The organism is Paenibacillus sp. JT22N7, assembly GCF_059383875.1.
The window spans coordinates 173896-194415 of record NZ_JBXENY010000001.1 but is presented as its reverse complement, the minus strand read 5'-3'; the positions used below and the strand labels follow the sequence as shown (position 1 = coordinate 194415).

Annotated in this window: 17 protein-coding genes and 1 riboswitch; of the genes, 6 read left to right on the top strand and 11 right to left on the bottom strand. The window is 49.3% G+C overall.

All coding sequences use genetic code 11. The annotated features are described in order from the left end of the window. Positions 1-65: 65 nt before the first annotated feature. Positions 66-269: a hypothetical protein gene (locus tag AC50Y5_RS00860; protein WP_155973100.1), complete on the top strand. Its 204-nt coding sequence runs from the start codon at positions 66-68 to the stop codon at positions 267-269. Here the strand turns inward: AC50Y5_RS00860 and AC50Y5_RS00855 are convergent. Next, positions 247-1572 (bottom strand): VWA domain-containing protein, encoded by a 1326-nt coding sequence (locus AC50Y5_RS00855; RefSeq protein ID WP_056034343.1) that lies wholly within the window; start codon positions 1570-1572, stop codon positions 247-249. The genes AC50Y5_RS00860 and AC50Y5_RS00855 overlap by 23 nt on opposite strands. A 147-nt stretch (positions 1573-1719) precedes the next feature. Between AC50Y5_RS00855 and AC50Y5_RS00850 the strand changes: the two genes are divergently transcribed. Beyond that, positions 1720-2034 (top strand): hypothetical protein, encoded by a 315-nt coding sequence (locus AC50Y5_RS00850; protein WP_056034340.1) that lies wholly within the window; start codon positions 1720-1722, stop codon positions 2032-2034. Positions 2035-2076: 42 nt separating this feature from the next. Continuing rightward, entirely contained in the window at positions 2077-2511 is a 435-nt protein-coding gene (locus AC50Y5_RS00845) for a GNAT family N-acetyltransferase (protein ID WP_235533138.1), read from the top strand. 98 nt (positions 2512-2609) lie between these two features. Here AC50Y5_RS00845 and AC50Y5_RS00840 read toward each other — a convergent pair whose 3' ends face one another. The 3 genes from AC50Y5_RS00840 to AC50Y5_RS00830 all read right to left on the bottom strand — a co-directional run bounded on the left by AC50Y5_RS00840 (position 2610) and on the right by AC50Y5_RS00830 (position 5629). Further along, complete coding sequence (locus AC50Y5_RS00840) at positions 2610-3572, bottom strand: aldolase catalytic domain-containing protein (protein ID WP_046233068.1); 963 nt, start codon at positions 3570-3572, stop codon at positions 2610-2612. Between the two features lie 111 nt (positions 3573-3683). After that, positions 3684-4703, bottom strand: a complete 1020-nt coding sequence (locus tag AC50Y5_RS00835; RefSeq protein ID WP_494857812.1) for a hypothetical protein — start codon at positions 4701-4703, stop codon at positions 3684-3686. A gap of 164 nt (positions 4704-4867) precedes the next feature. After that, positions 4868-5629 carry a GTP cyclohydrolase II gene (locus AC50Y5_RS00830; RefSeq protein WP_056034333.1) on the bottom strand — a complete coding sequence of 254 codons (762 nt, stop codon included), beginning with the start codon at positions 5627-5629 and terminating at the stop codon, positions 4868-4870. 237 nt (positions 5630-5866) lie between these two features. Here AC50Y5_RS00830 and AC50Y5_RS00825 point away from each other — a divergent pair, with 237 nt between their 5' ends. From AC50Y5_RS00825 to AC50Y5_RS00815, 3 genes are all read left to right on the top strand, one after another. After that, positions 5867-6193: a winged helix-turn-helix transcriptional regulator gene (locus AC50Y5_RS00825; RefSeq protein ID WP_494857811.1), complete on the top strand. Its 327-nt coding sequence runs from the start codon at positions 5867-5869 to the stop codon at positions 6191-6193. 429 nt (positions 6194-6622) lie between these two features. Beyond that, complete coding sequence (locus AC50Y5_RS00820) at positions 6623-7987, top strand: arsenic transporter (protein WP_056034327.1); 1365 nt, start codon at positions 6623-6625, stop codon at positions 7985-7987. 214 nt (positions 7988-8201) lie between these two features. After that, positions 8202-8367: riboswitch (cyclic di-AMP (ydaO/yuaA leader) on the top strand. Between the two features lie 4 nt (positions 8368-8371). Further along, positions 8372-8791 carry a hypothetical protein gene (locus AC50Y5_RS00815; RefSeq protein WP_494857809.1) on the top strand — a complete coding sequence of 140 codons (420 nt, stop codon included), beginning with the start codon at positions 8372-8374 and terminating at the stop codon, positions 8789-8791. A 191-nt stretch (positions 8792-8982) separates the two neighbouring features. On the opposite strand, the gene AC50Y5_RS00810 is transcribed toward AC50Y5_RS00815, so the two are convergent. The 7 genes from AC50Y5_RS00810 to AC50Y5_RS00780 all read right to left on the bottom strand — a co-directional run bounded on the left by AC50Y5_RS00810 (position 8983) and on the right by AC50Y5_RS00780 (position 20379). Next, on the bottom strand, positions 8983-11538 hold the full coding sequence (locus AC50Y5_RS00810; protein ID WP_494857807.1) for a beta-mannosidase: 2556 nt from the start codon (positions 11536-11538) through the stop codon (positions 8983-8985). Between the two features lie 27 nt (positions 11539-11565). Next, entirely contained in the window at positions 11566-14097 is a 2532-nt protein-coding gene (locus AC50Y5_RS00805) for a beta-mannosidase (protein ID WP_494857805.1), read from the bottom strand. 158 nt (positions 14098-14255) lie between these two features. After that, positions 14256-15587 (bottom strand): ABC transporter substrate-binding protein, encoded by a 1332-nt coding sequence (locus tag AC50Y5_RS00800; protein WP_056043437.1) that lies wholly within the window; start codon positions 15585-15587, stop codon positions 14256-14258. 64 nt (positions 15588-15651) lie between these two features. Continuing rightward, the gene (locus AC50Y5_RS00795) at positions 15652-16485 is read right to left on the bottom strand and encodes a carbohydrate ABC transporter permease (RefSeq protein ID WP_056043433.1); all 834 of its coding nucleotides are present in this window, start codon (positions 16483-16485) and stop codon (positions 15652-15654) included. After that, positions 16482-17399, bottom strand: coding sequence for a carbohydrate ABC transporter permease (locus AC50Y5_RS00790; protein ID WP_056043430.1), 918 nt, complete (start codon positions 17397-17399; stop codon positions 16482-16484). Before AC50Y5_RS00790 ends, AC50Y5_RS00795 begins: the two co-directional genes overlap by 4 nt. 290 nt (positions 17400-17689) lie before the next feature. Then, a complete protein-coding gene (locus AC50Y5_RS00785; RefSeq protein ID WP_081419170.1) occupies positions 17690-18745 on the bottom strand; it encodes a substrate-binding domain-containing protein in 1056 nt (351 codons plus the stop codon). Positions 18746-18867: 122 nt separating this feature from the next. Then, complete coding sequence (locus AC50Y5_RS00780; RefSeq protein WP_494857801.1) at positions 18868-20379, bottom strand: alpha-glucosidase/alpha-galactosidase; 1512 nt, start codon at positions 20377-20379, stop codon at positions 18868-18870. Between the last annotated feature and the right edge of the window lie 141 nt (positions 20380-20520).

Genomic DNA, 20520 nt, shown 5'->3' with positions numbered 1-20520 from the left:
AGCTGAAACATTGTATAACCTACCCTTGGAGCGTGCATCATGAAGGAGAAGGAACGGCATCATATATGTACAATCAACTACGTACAGGAGGAGGAAATGCCTACATGGTGTTTAACAGCAGCTACACAATCGCTGATTTGAATCATAATGAGGATGCCCTTGCAGAAATAAAACAATTAGAGCAGCGGCTGTCCGACCAAACCGGAGCAGCCATTACTCTAATTGCTTATAACTATGAGCATGATATTACGGCTGAACGTACCGATTAATCATTTCAACTAGCAGATCGTTTAGCGGCTTCACCTCGTATTCCCCGGCAGCAGGCTCCAAGTGGCCGCCGCCTATTCCGCTGTCATCTGTCAGAAACAAGTACGTCCCTCCCGTCGCCACCGCCATAAAGCGCAGCAAATATTCCGTTTGTACATCTACACCGCTGGAGGCGACGGGAATTATACGGATGCCCTCGGCCGCTGCCGTTTGGATCAGCTCCTGAATTTCATTAACTACTTTAGTGTTATAATGCGGCGGAGCATCCAATACGAGGAACAACAGCCTTGCCCTCGCCTGGTCGCTCCAGTCATGTCCATGAATGGCATCGCGCAGCGCCGCATCCACCGCTTCGGGATAATCGCCGCCGCCATCAGCCTTTTCCGCTGCCAATTTCCGGACCACCTGATCGACATCCTTCGTAAACGGAAACGACTTCACCGTATAATCATCAAATTTATCCTTATAAAAGTTGGCACTGAGCCTTATATCCAATTGCTGGCCATGCTGCTCGCCTACCCTGCCGATTACATCCTTCAGCTCGGCCTCCAAATAGCGCAGCTCATCCTCCATTGAGCCTGTCGTATCCACAACAAACATAATATCGACTGAATTGGCGAGCTCAGCTTCGCCTCCAAAATCAACCTTGAGCGTGCCTTGCTCCGGCAGGCTAATCTGGTCTATGCTCTTTTGGTACTGGCCTGCCTGCACCTCGACTTTATAATGGCTTTGCTTATCGTTTTGTTCTTTGTTAAAAAGTCCGGCAAATAAATAAGCTTTTCCATCCGTATTTGTACGCGCTTCCCATTCTTGCTCGCGCTGATTGTCACTTAGCTTCACAACAGCATCGGATACTGCACGCCCGCCTGATGTCACAACGACCTCAAGACGGTTAAAAGCGTGAAACGACCAATAGCGGGCATTGTCATCGCCCTCTTTGCTATTGAGTAAATTGCCGAAGCGCTGCCATGCGGCCAAATCATCCCATTCACCAGCTGTAAGCTGTCCTGCCTTCACTTCCGCCTGTTGCGAAGTATAACGCCTGTCTCCACTTTCTCTGCGTTCACTTTCAGGAGCAGGCTCCGTTGTTTCTCCTTTGCTTGGTGCTTGGTCCCCTCCGCTGTCTTCAGCATTTTTAGTTACAGTATCTTCCGTTGTGTTATCTCCTGTTGCTGTATCCCCCGGTTTCGTGGAATTACTCCGATCAGAGCCGTTATTCATGCTGCCAGAGCAAGCTGCTGCCAGCATGAAAGCGATAATGATGACCATTGTGCGAATTAAGATGAGTTTATTTGTATTTTGCATCTTAAATCCCCCTTCTATCTTTTTCCATTAGACGATTGCGGGGCAATGATTGTTGCATAAAAGCATATTCAACATTAAAATGATTAACAGGCTGCAGCGCTGGCTTGTCCAGACCATATGCGGCGTTTTTCTTAGGAGGATAAACGGATGGAAACGATAGCGTTAACCAATATTGAAATGACCTATCAGCAGGGGACTCGTCAGCTTACTTTTACAAATGCCGACTTATTTTTAGTGACAGACTTTGGCTCGGCTTTGTGGTACGTCGATGCGAACGGCATTGCAGATGCCGATGTATTGAAATGGTTCAATCAAAGCGAGGACATCCGAATTGAGCTGCGCGTCACCTCATTGGACAATCGCAAATTCGAAGGTACCGCTTATTTCCACCCCAATGAGAAGCATTATGCGGCAGCGATTCGCGGCGAAGGCGAATTGCGTCTTATAAATAACGAACAATAATCGTGGAAATATTGAAAAAAGGAGGAATTAACTGACATGTCTATTACTACACGTCTGGTTCAAAATCAGGAAGACCGGAATGCCGTATTTGAAGTACGGCGCAGCGTATTTGTTGACGAGCAGGGCGTCCCTGCTGCCAATGAATATGATGAATTTGAAGATACGGCCCAGCACCTGCTTGCCCTCAGCGATCAAGTGCCAGTAGGAGCAGGAAGAATACGAGTAGTGGGCGGTGCAGCCAAGCTGGAGCGCATTTGCATTTTGGCAGACTACCGCAAGCTTGGCATTGGTAAAATCATCGTCGAAGCGATGGAGCAAGCAGCCGCAGCCCAAGGACTTACCGCCGCCAAGCTAAATGCCCAAACCCATGCAGAAGGCTTCTACAGCAAACTGGGCTATCGCACGGTTTCGGAGATTTTTTTGGAGGAAGGCATGCCTCATGTCACGATGACCAAGCAGCTTGTACAGCAGGCCTAAAGCCCGTCAATCCAATACAAAAAGCCCTGGACAGCCGCCTTCCAACATGGACGGACTTTCCAGGGCTTTTCAATTGTATAGCTGCTGTAAGGCAGCTATTATTTGCTATGCGATAATTCTGGCGTTGTCATACGGTCATAGAAATCAACCGCTTTATCCTTGTCCTCGGAATCGCGAAGCGCCATTGCCGAACGCGGATGCTCGTCCAAAATACCAGTAATCATATAAGGAATAATGTAGCCCCACTCTTCCTTCTCACGAAGCGGAATCATGTATTTCTCAATCATATCGAGTACTGGGCGTGTTTTGTATCTTGGGTTTTGCAGTTGGGATACGAGCAGTTCTGTGTTGCAGTTGCCTGCTGCGCGGCCCATGCCATATACGGACGAATCAAGCAGCTCGACGCCGCCCTCAGCAGCAATAAGCGTATTAGCGAATGCTAGCTGCAAATTGTTGTGCATATGCGCGCCCAGACGTTTGTTTGGAAGATACTTGCGGAACTTTTCCGTCAAGTAGCTTACATCATTCGGCTTCAGGCTGCCGTAGGAATCGACGATGTACACAACATCAACAACGCTGTCATTGATCAATTCGAACGCTTCCAGCAGTTGGTTTTCCATTACATTCGACAAGGCCATAATGTTCAGCGTCGTCTCATAGCCACGGTCACTGAATAGTTTAACCAGCTCAAGACCCTTGTCCACATCTTTCGCATAACAAGCGACACGGATAAGATCAAGCAAGCTTTCGCTGCGTGGCAAAATATCGTTCTCGTCTACACGGCCTACGTCAACGAGTGCAGACAGCTTCGTAGTTCCTTTGTTAGGAATAACGGTTCTCAGAAACTCGTCATCCAGAAAACGCCAAGGACCGGCACTTTCTGCGCCTTTGAGCAGCTTTGGCGAGTTTTTATAGCCAATTTCCATATAATCAACGCCAGCATCGTTCAGGCTTTTGTACAAGTGCTGGACAAACTCTACGCTGAAATCCCAGTTGTTTACTAATCCGCCATCGCGAATAGTGCAATCGACGATTTTACAATGACTTGTTTTTGAATTCATGTAAAGGCTCCTTCTGACTGTACGTCGCTAATCTTTAACATCCATCATACTTGAAATGCCTATGAAACGCAAAAGAAATTTGCCCGTTTCTGACGTCATAAATCAGCCTTTTTAAGCACCAAGCAACTCTTCTGCTTTCGCCTGAAAACGTTCATGAAATTGCTTGACCGCCCGGATATCCATCTGCTGTCCATTGATCCGGTTGTAAACTTGCTCATCCGTCGTCGCCAGCACATCCAAAAACTGAGACACAATTTGAGCTGTTACCGTTTCCGGGTGCTCCTTCACCAGCTTTTGATAGCTCGCCTTGACCTCGCTGAGCAGCCGATACGTTTCCATATCGAATATGGGCGTATTATTGAGGCCATAAATATACATCGATAAGTAGCTGTTTAAATAAAGCTGCTCGATTTCCGGGCGCTCTGCTGAGTTTGGGTACGTCTTAATATAGTTTTCCGACAAAACGGCGCGATTAGCCAGCTTGTCCCACGTTATGATCAGTCCGGCATCCTTCGCTGATACCTCATTGGATTCTACCGCCCGCAAAAAAATATAATCGTTCATCTGCTGTGATACGTAATTTTTGTAAACCTTTTGCAATTCAAAATCAATGATCGGATAAATGGTGCCCTCTACCATAATCAGCTTGTAGCCGCCCATCAGCTTCGTAATAACAAGCTGCTTCACAGCGGCATCCTGAATTTCGGCGGCGTTGGAAGCCGTAATCGGCCATTGCTGCTGGAGCAGCACCTCCTGCACATTATTTTCAAAAAAAGCGTCCTGCGTTCGTTCTAGATCATTGTTATAATACGCATTCAGCTCGCGTATCATCGTATCCGCCCGCTCCTGTCCCGCTTTCGACATATTTTCGTTCAGGAATGAGACTATTTCGAACGGCTCCTTCGCATTTTGCACCGTCTGGCGGTATTGCTCCAGCAAATTGTCTTTCTCTTGGGGGACACCTTGAACAACTGGCGAAACCTGAGCCCCAGCATGGGAATCCCGTCGTTCCTCTGTATTTTTATTGTTGCCGCTGCAGCCTGCAATGAATAACGCAAAAATAAGAACCAAAATATTCCATCTATAGTTACGACTACGCACGTCGTTATTCACCTCAATCGTCATGTTCACCTGGCCCTCTCACCCTAATAGTATATGCCACATTATCGTCAATATCCAATAGACGCATGAACAGAGCGGAAGTTACGGCAAAAAAGCGCGGAAGCAGGCCTCCGCGCAAACTTTTTTTAAAACACATCCGTATCCTTAACTTATCTTCAAAATATCTCCTGATCTTACAGCGCTTTGACCTGATTATCCTCATGCTGGGCTTCGGCCGAATAATGCCCTGACTTCACAACCTTTGTTGTCAAATACTTCTCATTGTAGACCGAGGTTTGGCCCCAAAGCGGAACACGGCGGGCAATGTGCATGCCAGCATCACGAAGCGCCTCCACTTTGCGCGGGTTGTTCGTAATAATCGATACGGGCTGCGAGCGAAGCAGCTTCAAGACTGCAATGGATTCGCTGTAATCGCGAGCGTCCTCGGCAAAGCCCAGCTCCAAGTTCGCATCAACCGTATCCAGTCCTTCTTCTTGAAGCAGGTAAGCCATTGCCTTGCTGAACAAGCCAATGCCACGGCCTTCATGATTGGCCAAATAAAATAAGGCACCCGTTCCATGCTCGGTAATCATTCGCATCGACTGCTTAAGCTGAAAGCCGCAATCACAGCGTTGGCTGCCAAAAATATCGCCCGTATGGCAAATGCTGTGCATGCGAATCAGCGCATCTTCGCCTTCGGCAAAATCGCCATAGACGAGCACGCTGGATTGCTGAAGCTCCGCATAATGCCCATTTGCCAGCTCGCTGTATAGATCTGCTTCGTCCTGCGCGCTATTTTTCTCACGCTTCAGCCAGCTGTACCACTGGAAAATCTTCGTCTCGCCATCAAGCTCAACCGGGAGCTGAATCGGTCCGACAACGTGGATATCGTATGAATCGCCTTCAATTGTTTTTATTTTGTCATTTATAATAGAACGAATGGATGGTTTAATCATTAGTGTGCACCTTCTTCATCTGTTTTTGATATAATAGGTTGAAAGGCTAAGCTTCATCTGCTATACATGCACCTTGCCTTATTAACAATCATAGGGGAACAAATTTTCGCTTACCATTAGTAACTAATTATATATTCGAAATTCCATTACGTCAAGTTATGAGCGTTCAAAAAGTTTGCTTGTATATAAATACTATTAAAGCTATACTTAATAGCAAGTTATAATGAGGTGATCTACATGGAGAAATCCGGGCTTTGTCCGCGCCTGCACAAAGGGATGGACATTATAAGCAAACGATGGACCGGCTTGATCATTTATCAGTTGCTGTCCGGGCCGCAGCGCTTCAGCTGCATTCAAGGCGCCCTTCCCATTAGCGGCAGACTGCTGTCTGAGCGGCTTAAGGATCTTGAAGTTGAGGGCATTGTAAGCCGCGCCGTCTTTCCAGACATTCCAGTTCGCATTGAATATTCGCTCACTGAAAAGGGACACGCACTGGAGCCGGTCATTCGCGAATTGCAGCAATGGTCATCCAATTGGGTAGCGCCTATGTCCATATCCAAGTAAAAGGTTAACGAAGCAGCCTCGGCCCTCCATCGGGCCGGGGTTGTTTTGTGTTTTCGGAGTGGGGGACGCTTCGCGGAATTATAGCAATCTACTATTAACGTCTAGTACCCTCTATCAGTAGGCCACATATAAATATATTATTCGTATCTCCCCATGATAATTGTCCTCATATGCGTTATCACTAGAAAGGAGGAAACCCGATTGCTTACTGTCTTCATTATTTGCTCATCAGGCCTGTCCCTCTATTTCATTCTTAAGCCTCCTCCACCGATTAAACAGCCTACTATTCTAACACTATCCTCTACGGCAACAGATAATCGCTATGACAGCATTAGCATAGAAACCGCTCAGCATACTGCCGCTGCCGCAAATGAATAACCCTTTGCTGCTTCACTATGAATTTAATCAAGAATTCGAGGTGATTAACATTTGATCTCGCTACCTTCCATTATCGTGTCCCTGTTTGCTTTCCTTTTCACTATTTTGCTCATTTTGTGGCGACCCAGAGGGCTGAATGAAGCCATTCCTGCTACGTTTGGCGCCATTCTCGTCCTATTGAGCGGAGTCGTCTCGTTGTCGGACCTAGCGCATATTAGCGCCACTGTAAGCGGAGCTGCCATCACTATTATGGCAACGATCGTCATGGCTATCGTGCTAGAAAGCTTCGGCTTTTTCATCTGGGCAGCCGAAGGGCTTGCTATTCGAGCACGAGGCTCAGGACTCAGGTTGTTCTGGTATGTAAACCTGATGTGTTTTCTGATGACGCTATTTTTCAACAATGACGGCAGCATTCTTATCACAACCCCGATTTTGCTCATTATGCTGCATCACATGGGACTGAAAAACCACCAAAAAATTCCATACCTACTCTCAGGAGCATTAATCGCTACCGCCTCCAGCGCTCCCATCGGAGTCAGCAATATTGTAAATCTGATTGCGCTGAAAATCGTCGGCATGGATTTGTACATGCATACCGTCATGATGTTTATCCCCGCTACACTAGGTCTGCTGCTGCTCACCTTGCTGCTGTTCCTCTACTTTTACCATCAGCTTCCCCGGGAAGTACCCCATACGATTTCAATCGTCCCTATTCACTCTGGCTACCATCCTTTACTCACTCCTGCCGGAAGCAAGCCTGCACAGCCCAAATACAGCAGCCGCTTTATGAAATCGATTCTGCTTTTCGTCTTCTCCGTTCGGCTCAGCTTATTTGCTGCATCCTATTTGCACATCCCCGTTGAGTGGGTCGCTGTTTTCGGCTCCTTGCTGCTCCTTTGTTGGCGCTGGATTTACCTGAAAATGCCACCGAACGACATTTTGCGTAAAATCCCCTGGCATATACTCATATTCGCCTTCGCCATGTATATCATTATTTATGGCCTGCACAACATTGGCCTGACGCAAGGACTCGTTCAGGTGTTCGAGCCGCTCGTTACTGGCAGCCTGATGAATGCAAGCATTTTAATCGGAGGGCTCGTCTCCGCCATGTCTACACTCGTCAACAATCATCCCGCACTCATGATCGGCACGATCACGCTTACTGAAATGAACCTCGACCCGCTTACCCTCAAAATCGCCTACCTCGCCAGCGTCATTGGGAGCGATATTGGCTCACTCATTTTACCGATAGGCACGCTAGCCTCACTCATTTGGATGAATCTTGTGCAGAAATCCAAAGTAAAAATCAGTTGGATGGATTATGTCAAAGTAACGCTTGTCATCATTCCGCCTGTGCTGCTGTTTACCCTCACTCTTCTTGCTCTATGGGTTGGCTGGATTTTCCCAATGCACTAGCTCACAACAACGTATACATGAGCGGTCAGTCTACAAATAGGTGTTTTCTGATAAATCCGCAGCTATTTCTATGGCAAACGGGCGCTGCCACCAAATGACGGCAGCGCCCGTTTGCCTATAAGGCAGCAGTACTATTTATTTTATTTACTACTAAAAGGTTTACAATTGAGGAATAACGGTTTAATATATATCCCTAGCCGAATTCTAGCACTCTAATATTAAATCGCTTAATTTTTCAATTGAAAAAGCGGGGGAACCAACAACGTGGTTGAAGCGAAAGCTTGAATCGCAAGGGGTGAATCCGGTGCATCGCGCACTGGTAGGGCAGCTCACTGGCCCGAATCCGACAGCTAACTCCGTAAGCGAACGTGAGGAGAGATGAATATGATTGTCCTTCATGCGCCGGACGCTCCGCCTAAGGCGAAGCACGCAATGAAGCTTACGGTCAAACGCATTGAGCTGTTTGTCATTCCAGCACTCAATGTAGACGCCGCCGGAAACCGTGCCTGCTTGCGGGTAACGACGGACAAAGGCATTGGCTTTGGCGAAACATTTGTCGACGAGATGGAGCGCCCTAACGATTGGGGCCTGTGGTGCAGCGCGCTGAGCAGCTTTATCGGCACCTTGTCTATTACAGGACGATCGCTTCGGAGCGAGCAAGCCGATCATCACAGTGTGTACAACCTATTCGATCATGCGATTCATCATCTCAAAAGCTGGACCGCAGACATTGAACCGGACGACAACGCTTCTGAGGAACCTATTTTACTTAGCCGCTCCTTATTCTACCTTTCAATTTTTTAGCCTATTTTGGGTCACCATAATGCAAAGGAACCTTCCCCGCCATGTTTCAGCTGGCAGGAAAGGTTCCTTTTTTTCTATCGGCTGCTTGTCCTTTCAAAGTGAAACGGCTTTCGCCGTCCTCTGGCGGCGCGGCGCGTTTCAGTCCGAGAAATATAGAGAAAGGATGGGAAAATCATATACTTTCCTATATTTTAAATAAAATCGGTCATCGAATGGACATTCAGCTCGCCCGGCGACGCAGCGCTGAAAGCCTGATCTCCTTGCGGATTTCGCGCGTAAAACGTAATCGTACGCGGTTCGTTCGGCAGCAGATCGAAATAGTTGTCGCTGAAAACACCTTCGATCGACGCAGAAAGTCGAACCTGCTTGGCCAGCGTATCCGTCTCCAGCACATAAGCGGTGCCGCCGCTGCCTTGAACCTCGCTGATCTTTATGGCCGGAGCCGCAAGCTCAAGCTCATTCATCGGCCTGAAATAATGCTCCTTTTCCTCCACGAGCAGTCCACCCTGCTTTAGCTTCGCCACAAGAACGACTTCACCTGGCTGAATGCCTTCGGAAAGCAGCGCTTCCAGCTCTAAGGAGCAGGCGATATGGCCGTTGTTTGGCTGAAGCGATACCGGAACGGCAAACTGCTTCAGCACCTCGCCCGTGAATGAACGCAGCTCAAGCGCAAGCTCGCCGATGAAAGGTTCATTTTGATCTGACAATACATAACAATCGACGCGGCCGCTGCTCGCGCAGTCAAACGACAGCATGATGTCGCGGAAGCTGCGTGCCGCATAATATTGCAGCGCCTTCCAGCGCCCGTAATAGTCCATTCCCGCCCATGAGGCGACAGGCCAGCAATCGTTCATTTGCCAATACAGGGACCCCATGCAAAATGGCTTTTTCCGCCGATGGGCTTCAATCGCTGTCTTCATCGCTTCCGCCTGCAAAACCTGGCTCAAATAAAGAAATGCCGGGAAATCCTTCGGCTGGCGCAAATACATATCCATATATTCCTTGATCAACTGGTTGCCGCGCGCGTTTTTCTGATGCGCCAGCATTACCTCCGATTCAATGGCCATGTCCGCTTCTTCCGCATACTGCTGCACCGTTTGCAGCTCAGGAAACGATTGGAAGCCGTATTCGCTCATGAATCGGCCGACGTGGACGTTGTATTTTTCAAAAGGCTCTACGTTATGCCAGACGCCCCAATAGTGAATATCGCCGCTCTTCGACAAGTTGAAAGCATGCTGCTCACCGTCTCCCGTCAGCCCCCGCATCGGTGAAGAAGGCCAATACGCAATACCATTGCCAAGCCCCGCGACCGCCTGCGGCAATATCCGGTGGAAAATCGCCTCATAATCAGCCCACAGCTGCTCGCGCTGCTCAGGCGTATAGTCGCGCTTCCAGCCCCAGCCCATATTTTCATCATAATGCGACCAGGCCGTATCGATTTCATTGTTGCCGCACCATATGGCGATACATGGGTGATTGCGCAGACGCCGAACGTTTTCCTCCGCCTCCAGACGCACATTTTCCAGAAAAGCCTCATCTCCGGGATACATGCTGCAAGCGAACATGAAGTCCTGCCAAACGAGCAATCCGTACTCATCGCACAGCTCATAGAAGGCATCCGCCTCATAAATGCCGCCGCCCCACACCCGGAGCATATTCATATTGGATAACGCAGCACTCGCAATTTCATGACGGTAACGCTCATAGGTCACGTCAGGCAGGAAGCTGTCATTCGGAATATGATTGGCTCCTTTCGCGAACACCGGAACCCCATTCAGCTCGATATAAAAGGCATGTCCCTGCTCGTCCTGATCGGTTACCAGCCTCACTGCCCGCAAACCCGTCGTTACACTGCGGCTGCTTACGGGCTGCTCGACCCCATCCTTTGTTTGCATAAGCTGCGCTTCAAAATGATACAGCTCCGGCTTGCCGAGGCCTCGGCACCACCAAAGCCGCGGCTGCGCAATAGATGCCGCCAGCTCCACCGTCTGCAAGCCCGCCGCCAGCTGAACCTGCTGCTCCCAGACCCTGCCGTCGGCATTTACCCGCAGCACCCCTTGCCAAGCTTGCTCGCATTCCACTTCTGCTGCAATCCTTAGGCTCGCATGGGCTGCGGTGATTTCCTGCTGCTCGATATACAGATCTGTCAGTCGCACCTCTGACCAGGCAACGAGCCTCACTTCCTTCCATATGCCGCTCGTCACAAATCGCGGGCCCCAGTCCCAGCCATAATGATACGGAGCTTTGCGGGCAAAAACACTGATTTTCTTGTCGCCAAGTCCACCAAGCTCTGACTGGTCATTCGCCGCCGGAAGCGGATAGCCCAGCTTCTCAAGCTTCGGCAAATCCTCGTTAACAGGCGAACGAAACTTGACTGTAATCACATTGCCTTCCGGCTGCAAAACCGGCTTCACATTCATTTTCCAGATGCGGAACATATTATCTGCCGACAGCATATGCTTGCCGTTGACGTACACATCAGCATACGTATCAAGTCCAGTGAATACCAACTCCAGATGCGATTGTGCCAGCATTTCCGGCGTTACCCCGAACGTGGTCTCGTACTCCCAATCCTGCTTATCGATCCACTGCAGCCCATGCTCATTCGTACCGTAAAAAGGGGGGGCTACTTTCTCCTGCCGCAGAAGATCCATGTGCACGTTTCCCGGCACAATCGCGGGCAGCCACTCCTTCTCGCCACAAGCTCTAAAGCTCCAATCGGATAAAACGCTGTTCGCTTCGTTCATCGTGTCCTCCACTATCGTTATATAAGTTTAAATAAAATGTAATTCAGCCTTGTCAGCGTTGAGAGCTGACACTTCCAGAGTCTCGTATTGCAGCGGCTGTCCGTCTGCCTGCTGCATGGCGACCGTGACCGCTTCACCCGGCAGCAGGTCAAAATAATTATCGCTGAAGCGAACGTTGCCCTGCTTCACATCGAGTTTCACAAGTCGCGCTGCTCCGCCCGAAGCGGCTACTGTAACCGTCTGCTCCTGCTTATTAAACGTTGCAGCAAGGGTGCTCTGCGGCAAGCTCAGCTCCAGATGGTCGCGCAAATAATAATAATTGTCCGGCGCGTCCCACTGCGGGGCAGACAGCTTCACGATAACCCGCTCCGGCATAGCACCGTTTAGCACTTCAAGCTCCGTCAGCTCGCCAATTTGAACCGCCTTGTTCGGCGGCAGGCTGACGTCAAAGCTCTGCTCATACCTCAAGCTGCCATCAAGCGCATAACACTGGAACAGCACCTTGCCCTCATACGCTTCCAGCCGGTCATTGACCGCCCATACGCGAAGCGGCTGTCCTGGCTCATAATCGAGCGACAGAAGGAGCGGATGATAGAACTTTTTCGCATAATAAAAAGAAGCCTTCGGCAGCAGCTCATAGTCAATCAGCGACCAGCTCGTACCCGGCCAGCTGTCATTATGCTGCCAGACAAGCGATCCGCTCGTGCGGTGCTTATTGCGCCTGTAATGCTCAATGCCATATTTTAAGCCTTCCGCCTGCGTGAGCATGGAGAAGTTCATATATTCTTCAATATTTTGCGGAATGCCCGTATAGCCTTCCATGAGCAAAATGCCCTTCTGATGGTTCGTATCCTTGTTGCGATGAGCCATCTCTACGCTGCCCCAATAAAATTCGCCTTCCGGGATATAGCGCTCCAGCGTATAGCGGTTAGCAGATGCGTGCATGCCAAACTCGCTGCTGAACAGGGTGAAATCTTTTTTATAATTTTTGAACGTGACGCCTTCAATGCTGTAATCAAGCAGCGGCGCCTCGCCGAATTTTCGCGGGTACACCGAACCATGCCATACTTGCCAATTGTGGCGGTCACCGACATCAGGATCGTTGGCATCATTGCCGCCATAAGGCGACGACGGCCAATACGGCCTGCTGCTGTCATACTGCTCCAGCACTTCCGGCAGCAGCTCATGGTAAATGCTCTCGCCATAGAAGGGACAAGTAATATCCCCGCCAGCCGACTTCATGTCATACAGCCAGTCAATTTCGTTGTTGCCGCACCATAAAGCAAGCGACGGATGATTGCGCAGACGCTTTACATTATCGATTGCTTCCTGCTTCACATTTTCCATGAAATTACGGTTGAAATCTGGAAATAGCGCGTTCGCAAAGGCAAAATCCTGCCAGACGAGCACACCAAGACGGTCGCATTCTTCGTAAAAAATATCCTTCTCATAGATGCCGCCAGCCCAAATGCGCAGCATATTCATATTGGAATTGACAGCCAGCTCGATTAGATCGGTGTAGCGCTTGTCCTTCACCGCTCCAATAAAGCTGTCTGCCGGAATCCAGTTGGAGCCTTTGGCGAACAGCTTGACGCCGTTCAGCAGGAAGGCAAAAGCAGGCTTTCCAGCTTCATCCTCCAACTGCAGCTCAATCGTCCGAATGCCGCAGGGCTTGCGATAGCTGTCAACCTGCTCACCGTCCGCATGCAGCTGCACCTCAAGTTCATACAAATACGGCTCGCCAAGATCATGCGACCACCACAGCTGCGGCTGCTTTACTGCCAGCTCTGCCGCTGTCTCGCTTCCTCCTTTTACGGAAAGCGCTGCGGATGCCGCAATCTCTCCCTCTCTCGTAAACAGCCTGATTTCAGCAGTCAGCTGCGCCTGCTTGTGATAGGCAACCGTATCGACTGCTACCTTCAGAACCGCTTCTTCCTTGCCAGCCGATAACGTTTGAACGAATACGCTGCCCAGCTTAGCTGCGCGCCTGCGCTCCAGACGAACGCTGCCCCAAATACCGACAGTGACCATTCTTGGCCCCCAGTCCCAGCCGAAGTTCATCGCCGCTTTGCGCAGCCATGGACGTTCCTTCGTATAGGAGGACCACTGGAACTGCTCCTTATCCTGATGATGCAGATGCAGCGGGTCAAAACGGACGGCAATGGCGTTTTTGCCCGGGCGCACAACCTTCGTCACATCAAAAGCATAAATGCGGTGCATATTTTCCGCTGTCCCTATTTCCAGTCCATTGACGAATATCGTTGCAAAGGTATCCAAGCCTTCAAAAATCAGCTCATGCCGCTCCCCTTGGCCCTCATGGACCTCATAGTCGAACTGCGCACGATACCACCACTCCTTCTGCTCGATCCAGCGGCATTTGATGTCGTTATGCCCAAAATAGGGATGCTCAATAATCCGCCGATCAATCAGTGTGGAATGCACATCTCCGGGAACCTTCGCCGTCATCCAAAAACGGTCGTCAAGTCCAGGTGCCGCCACCTGAAGAGGAGGCTTCTCCCCTACTTCAAAATGCTGCAATCGCCACTCCGTTATTTTCATATGGCTCTCCTCCTCCAATTTATCTCTATATGTGTGTTGAAAAAGAATACGTTAAGCGCGAAGAAGACCCGCCTCCAATCGCTTGCGATTTTTCAGCCGGGCCTTCTCCGCGCTATGACTTTTTCGCCGCACTTTTTAATATTTTCGTGAAGCTATACTTACTTGTTCAGCTTCGCTTCTGCATCTTTCCCTTTATCGAGCAGCGTTTGATAAGCCTCTTCCAATGTTGCTTGGCCAAACATAACCGCTTCCATTTCGGATTTGTAGGTTTTTACGAAGTCCTCCGCACCTGCAGGAGCTGGATAGAAAGGCAATGCTTTCGGTTTTGCCGCTTCAAGCAGCTCTTTAGCAAACAAGTCTCCGGACGCAAGCGTCGGCTCGAGCTCTTTGAACACCTCTTCGTTGATTGGAATACCGCGTGTCAAGCCGAGTGTCTTGCCGGATTCTTTGTCGGCCACGAACCACTTAATGAACGCTTTCGCCTGCTCCTTGCTAGCCGAGCCTTCGCTCACAGACAAGAAAATCGTCGATTGCGCCCAGCCGCCTCCAGCTTCGCCGATCGGAATGCTGTTCACCCCAAGCTTGCCAGGGAGCAATGATTCAATGACACTTGCCGAGCCGACAGATGCGGTTCTCAGCATAACTTTGCCTGAAGCCATCGAATCGAGCTGCGGATCATTTTCCTTAAAGGAAAGCTGCTGGTCCGCCGCAGGCACGATGCCATCTTTGCGGAAGTCCGCATAAATTTGCTGGAACTTCATCCAAGTATCTTTATCGAGATTAAACGTTGTACCATCTTTGAAGATCGGCCCTTTGCCTTGGGAGGTTTGGTAATATTGATAAAATTCCCAAATGTTCGTCATGTCGTCAATGCCGTATTGGCCCTTCGGCAGCTTCTCATGCGCTTCTTTCGCATAGGCGAAGAAGTCGTCCCATGACCAATTGTTCGTCGGAAGCTTGACACCCGCCGCTTCCAGCGCCTCTTTATTGTAGACGATGCCTTGTCCGTTATAGCTGAGAGGAATGCCGTACACCTTGCCGCCAATTTTAATATTTTCCAATACCTGCGGATCAACGACACCTGTCAAATCGATATCGGACAGATCAGCTAGCAGGCCGCGTTTCGCATAGCCTTGAATGTAAGCCGCATCCATTTGCAGCACGTCTGGCAGCGTGTTCGATGCCGCGAGCGTCGGCAGCTTTTCCCAATAACCGTCCCAAGCTGTATACTCAGGCGCAAACGTCACGTTCGGGTTCTTGGACGTATACAGCTCCAAATCCTTAAGCGTGGCATCATGCCTTGCCTGCGAGCCCCACCACATCACCTTCAGCTTTGCCGCAGCATCCGCATTTCCAGCAGACGAAGCCGCTGGTGCAGTGCTTGCTGTAGCTGAGCTGCCGCCGCTGTTAGAGCCACAGCCGGAAAGAACGAGGGGAACCGAAATCAGAGTAACGGGAAGCCATTTCAACCATTTTCTTTGTGTTTTCATACGTAGAACACTCCCTCTTTTATATAAATATAGTGATGCCGCTAGTTAAAACCCTTTTGACGCTTTACCCTTTGATGCCCGTAGTCGCGATACCCTCTACGAAATGCTTTTGGGCGACGAAGAACAAAATCGCTGACGGGACGACAGACAATAGAGACATCGCAAGCAATTGCCCCCACTGGACCTCGAATTGGTCAATGAACATCCGCAGCGCGAGGCCAACCGTAAATTTCTCGACTGAGCTGAGGTAAAGCAGCTGCGAGAAGAAGTCATCCCAGCTCCACAGGAAGGTGAAAATCCCTACGGTGACGAGCGCCGGCTTAATAAGCGGAGCGATGATGCGAAAGAAAATGCCGTATACCGATGCGCCATCAATTTGCGCCGCTTCATCAAGCTCACGCGGAATGCCCCGCACGAACTGGACGACCAGGAAGACGAAGAAGGCGCCGCCGCCGAAGAAATGCGGGAGGACAAGCGGAACGTAACTGTCAGTGAACCCTAGCTTGTTGAACAATATATATTGCGGCACGACGGTTACCTGAGCCGGCAGCATCATCGTGAGCAGCAATATCGAAAACCAGAAGTTGCGAAGCTTGAAGTTCAAACGTCCAAAACCGTAGCCAACGAGCGCAGCTGTAGCAACGCCGCCTATGACATTCCACACTTCCATCATTAAGGTGTTGGCGAAGAAAGTGGCAAAGGTGAACTGTGGCGAGAAATTCCAGCCATTCGTATAGTTTTCCCACATGAAAACGGTTGGCCATAGCGACGGCTCCCCAAGCTCAGCCGTGCTTTTGAAAGATGCCCCGACCCACCAAATCACCGGATAAAGCATAAGCAGCGAGAACGGGAGCAAAATCAAATGGCTGCGAAATGCAGCTAGCTTTTCTGATCTCATTTGGATTTCCCCCCATCCGATTCGTAAAATACCCAATATTTCGATACTAGGAAGTTAATTGCCGTAAAGGCCGCGATAATGACGAGCAATATCCAGGCAAGTGCTGATGCATAACCCATCTCATACTGCTTGAATGCCTTCTCGTATAGGAACAGCACGTACATATAGGTCCCGTTCGCCGGGCCGCCCTGTGTTATGACGAATGCCGAGGTAAACATTTGGAAGGCATTGATAATGCCCAGCACGAGGTTGAAGAACATAACAGGCGAGAGCATCGGAATCGTAATTTTGAAAAACTGGCGAAGCTTGCTCGCTCCATCGACGGAAGCCGATTCATAAAGGTCTTTCGGAATTTGCTTAAGGCCGGCTAGAAAAATAACCATCGTTGATCCAAATTGCCAAGCGTTCAGCAAGATCAATGTACCTAGTGCCGTATCTGGATTAGATATCCAGCCAATTCCTTCAATGCCGAACCAGCTAAGCACATGATTGACGTAGCCATCTAGGCCGAACATGTTTCTCCACAATGCAGATACCGCGATGCTGCCGCCGATTAGCGATGGAAAATAAATCGCCGTCCGGTACCAGTTGAGGCCTCTTACCTTCTTGTTAAGTAAAAGCGCAACCATTAGCGAGAAAAACAGTTTAATCGGAACGGCAAGCAAAACGAAGGTAAAGGTGACCGTTAGCGATTTTACAAACAGCCGATCTTTCGTAAAGATGCTCTCGTAATTATCCGTTCCGGTCCACGTTGGTGAATCCAGCAGCGAATAATCGGTGAAAGACAAGTAGAACGATTGTAAAATCGGCCACAGCGTCAGCAGCAGAAAGCCGATCAGCCAAGGGGAGATAAATACGTAGCCAGCAATATCGTGCCCCGTAATTTTCCAGCGGCTTTGTTTTTTATTAAGCATGGCAAGACCTCTTTTCAGCGCGGGATAAATGGTCGAACTTTGTTGAACCCTGTATATCGTAAACCAATAGTAGTATGAAAGCGTAAACATTGTCAACCTAAATTTTTGTTATTGTTATGTTTACAATAAATAATAAAAGTTTACTTAAAGCGTTTACAACAATAACAAATAGAAAAACTCAGTCTATTGCACAAAAAAGACGGTTATGCGAGAATCGTTCCCCGCCAACCGTCTTACTGAAGCTATTTTCGCTTTGCTGAGCTATAACTAAAAACCTAACAAATACATTTCTACTTATTTACAGGATCGCCTACACTCTCCCGTATAATTAAATCGCTTTGCAGCAAAATTTTCGCATAGGGCATATGCCCATTTTCCAGCCGCCATTGCAGAAGTTCAACGGCCTTAATGCCAAGCGCCTCTTTCTCTGCATTTACCGTCGTAATGATTGGCGTTTCGCCTAATATTTCAAGATTGTTGTCAAAGCCCGTTAAGGAGCATTGCTCGGGAACCTGCTTGCCAAGCTGCTGCAATGCGTTCATTGCGAGCAGGGCAATTTGGTCATTCGCACATACGAATGCAGTTGGAAAATGGCTCGCCTCCAGCTCTTTGAGACTGGCTTGCAGCAAATTCAGATTATGCGCATCCAACGTCGGTTTTACTTTAAGCAAGCCCTCGCTTGGCACATAGTCAAGCCGGCTCTCGTCCATAACCGAGCGGAAGCCGCTCCAGCGGTCAATAAAGCTGCGGGAATAGCCAAGCTCCCCGATAAATTGAATCCGGGTGTGGCCTTTGCCGAGCAAAAACTTGACCAGCTTGCGAATAATATCATAGTTGTTCATAAAGATGCTGTCGCATTCCAGCAGCTCATCCTCATGGTCAACTAAAATAAACGGAATCGCCTTGTTGCGCAGCTCAACCAGCATCGGCGTGGCGATCAAACCAACACCAATAATGCCCATTAAGCCTTCAGGCTTCATGACGAGGTTGAAATTTCGCGGCGAATCATCGGAAATGAGGACGGAGCCAAGCCCCTTCGCCTCCAAGCATTTGGAAATGCCGTCAAGCACTTTGCCCCAATAGCCCGATTCCTGATTTTGGCTGCGAATATTCGGAATGAGAATGCCGACGATTTGATGCTCTTCCTCGTCCGTCTGCTTGCTGCTTACCGTTTTTTTGGCGCTTTTCTGATTCATGTAGCCGAGCTGCGAGGCCATTTCAAATATTTTGCTGCGCGTAACGGCGCTAATGCCCGATTTTCCCGATAAAGCTTTGGATACCGCATATTTGGATACGCCTACCCGATCCGCTATTTCCTGCATCGTAATCTTTTTTTGCTTCCCCACGGCCAATCACTCCAAGTCCAAACAGCTGTAGTCAACTCGTATTTTGTAAACCAAACAATTTATTGTTTATCATAACAAATCCACTCCTCCCTGTACACAAGCTAAAATATTGGAATATTTTACTATTCAGTGGCTGCGGCGGCTGGGCGATCGATCGCCTTATCCGACTCGCCCGCATTGCGGCTCGCTTCCTCGCGGTTGCTCTGCATTTCTTCGACCGATTTTGTTTTCAGACGAGCGGCACCTTCATAGCTGCGTACCGGAATGGCAAGGCCATTTTCCAGACGTTTTTTTGCGGCAGCAATCGCCTCTCCATATTGCGGAAGCCATGGCTCCTGGGCAACAAGCATTTCATCGACCATTTGCCAAATCTCATTTGGATTGCACACCGCTCCGACCAGCGGGTCCATCATCATCGCTTGGCGCAGCAGCTTGTCATCGCCCTGAATGGCCGCTTCTACGGCCAGACGCTGAACGGAAATGCTGACATTGCAAACAGCCGCGCAGCCGAGCGGCAAATCGCCAACATGCGGCATGCTGATGCCGTTGCGATCCGCGTAGCCCGGCGCTTCGATAATGGCATCATCCGGCAAATTGGAAATAACGCCATTGTTGACGACGTTGAAGTGGCCTCGGTACACCCGTCCCGTCTCCAGCCCCTCGATAATATACGAGCCATGCTCCTGGCCGCGATGCTCCTTGGTGTACGCTTTCGGTTCTTCCTTCATCCAGTTCGGGAAGTCCGTCTCAAACCAGTTGCGCCCTTCCGTACATACGCGCAAGTAGCCGCCCGTTTCTCCGTTAATCCACGTTCCAAGGTCGATCCAGTCGCGAATTTCCTCCGGACGTTTGCGGTACCAAGGCACATATTCGCTCAAATGGCCGTTTGATTCTGTGCTGTAATAGCCGAAGCGGCGCAGCATATCGATACGGACCTTCTCTGTTTTGCTGAATTCCGGATGCTGTTCAAATGCCTCCAGCAGCTTGCCTGTCATATCCTCGCCATTATGTTTAATTTGCACATACCACGTCTGATGGTTGATTCCTGCACAAATAATGTCTACTTCTTCACGCGGCAGGCCCAATACTTCGGCAATTTGCGCATGTCCGCCTTGAACGCCATGGCACAGGCCAATCGTCCGTACGCCGCCATATTTATTGCATGCCCATGTAAGCATCGCCATTGGGTTAGCATAGTTCATCAGCAAGCAGTTCGGCTCCGCCACCTCGCGAATATCTTTGCAAATATTCATCATTTCGGCAATGCCCCGCTGTCCATACATGATGCCGCCTGCACAAATGGTATCGCCCACGCATTGGTCAATGCCGTATTTGAGCGGGATGTCGACATCGGTCTGAAAAGCTTCCAGGCCACCGACACGAATCGTTACAAAAATGTAACGTGCATCCTTCAATGCTTCCCGGCGATCGGTCGTAGGCTCGATTTCAATCGCAAGGCCATTTTCATGAATATCCCGTTGGCAAAGCTGGGTAACCATATCGAGATTTTGCGGATTAATATCCTGAAACGCAACTTTGATGTTGTTGAACTCTGGAACGGTCAGCAAATCACGCAGCAATCCCCTAGTAAAACCAATACTTCCTGCTCCAATAAACGCAACTTTAAATGACATTGATTAACGCCTCCAATGGCTTGCAATATAGTAGTGAACAATACGCTAATTGTAGCACCAGCAACGTGGAGGCGTTTGCACAATTGTAACTTCTATTTTGCTTTCTTGTATAAAATCCTAACTATATAAGATGAATGATCG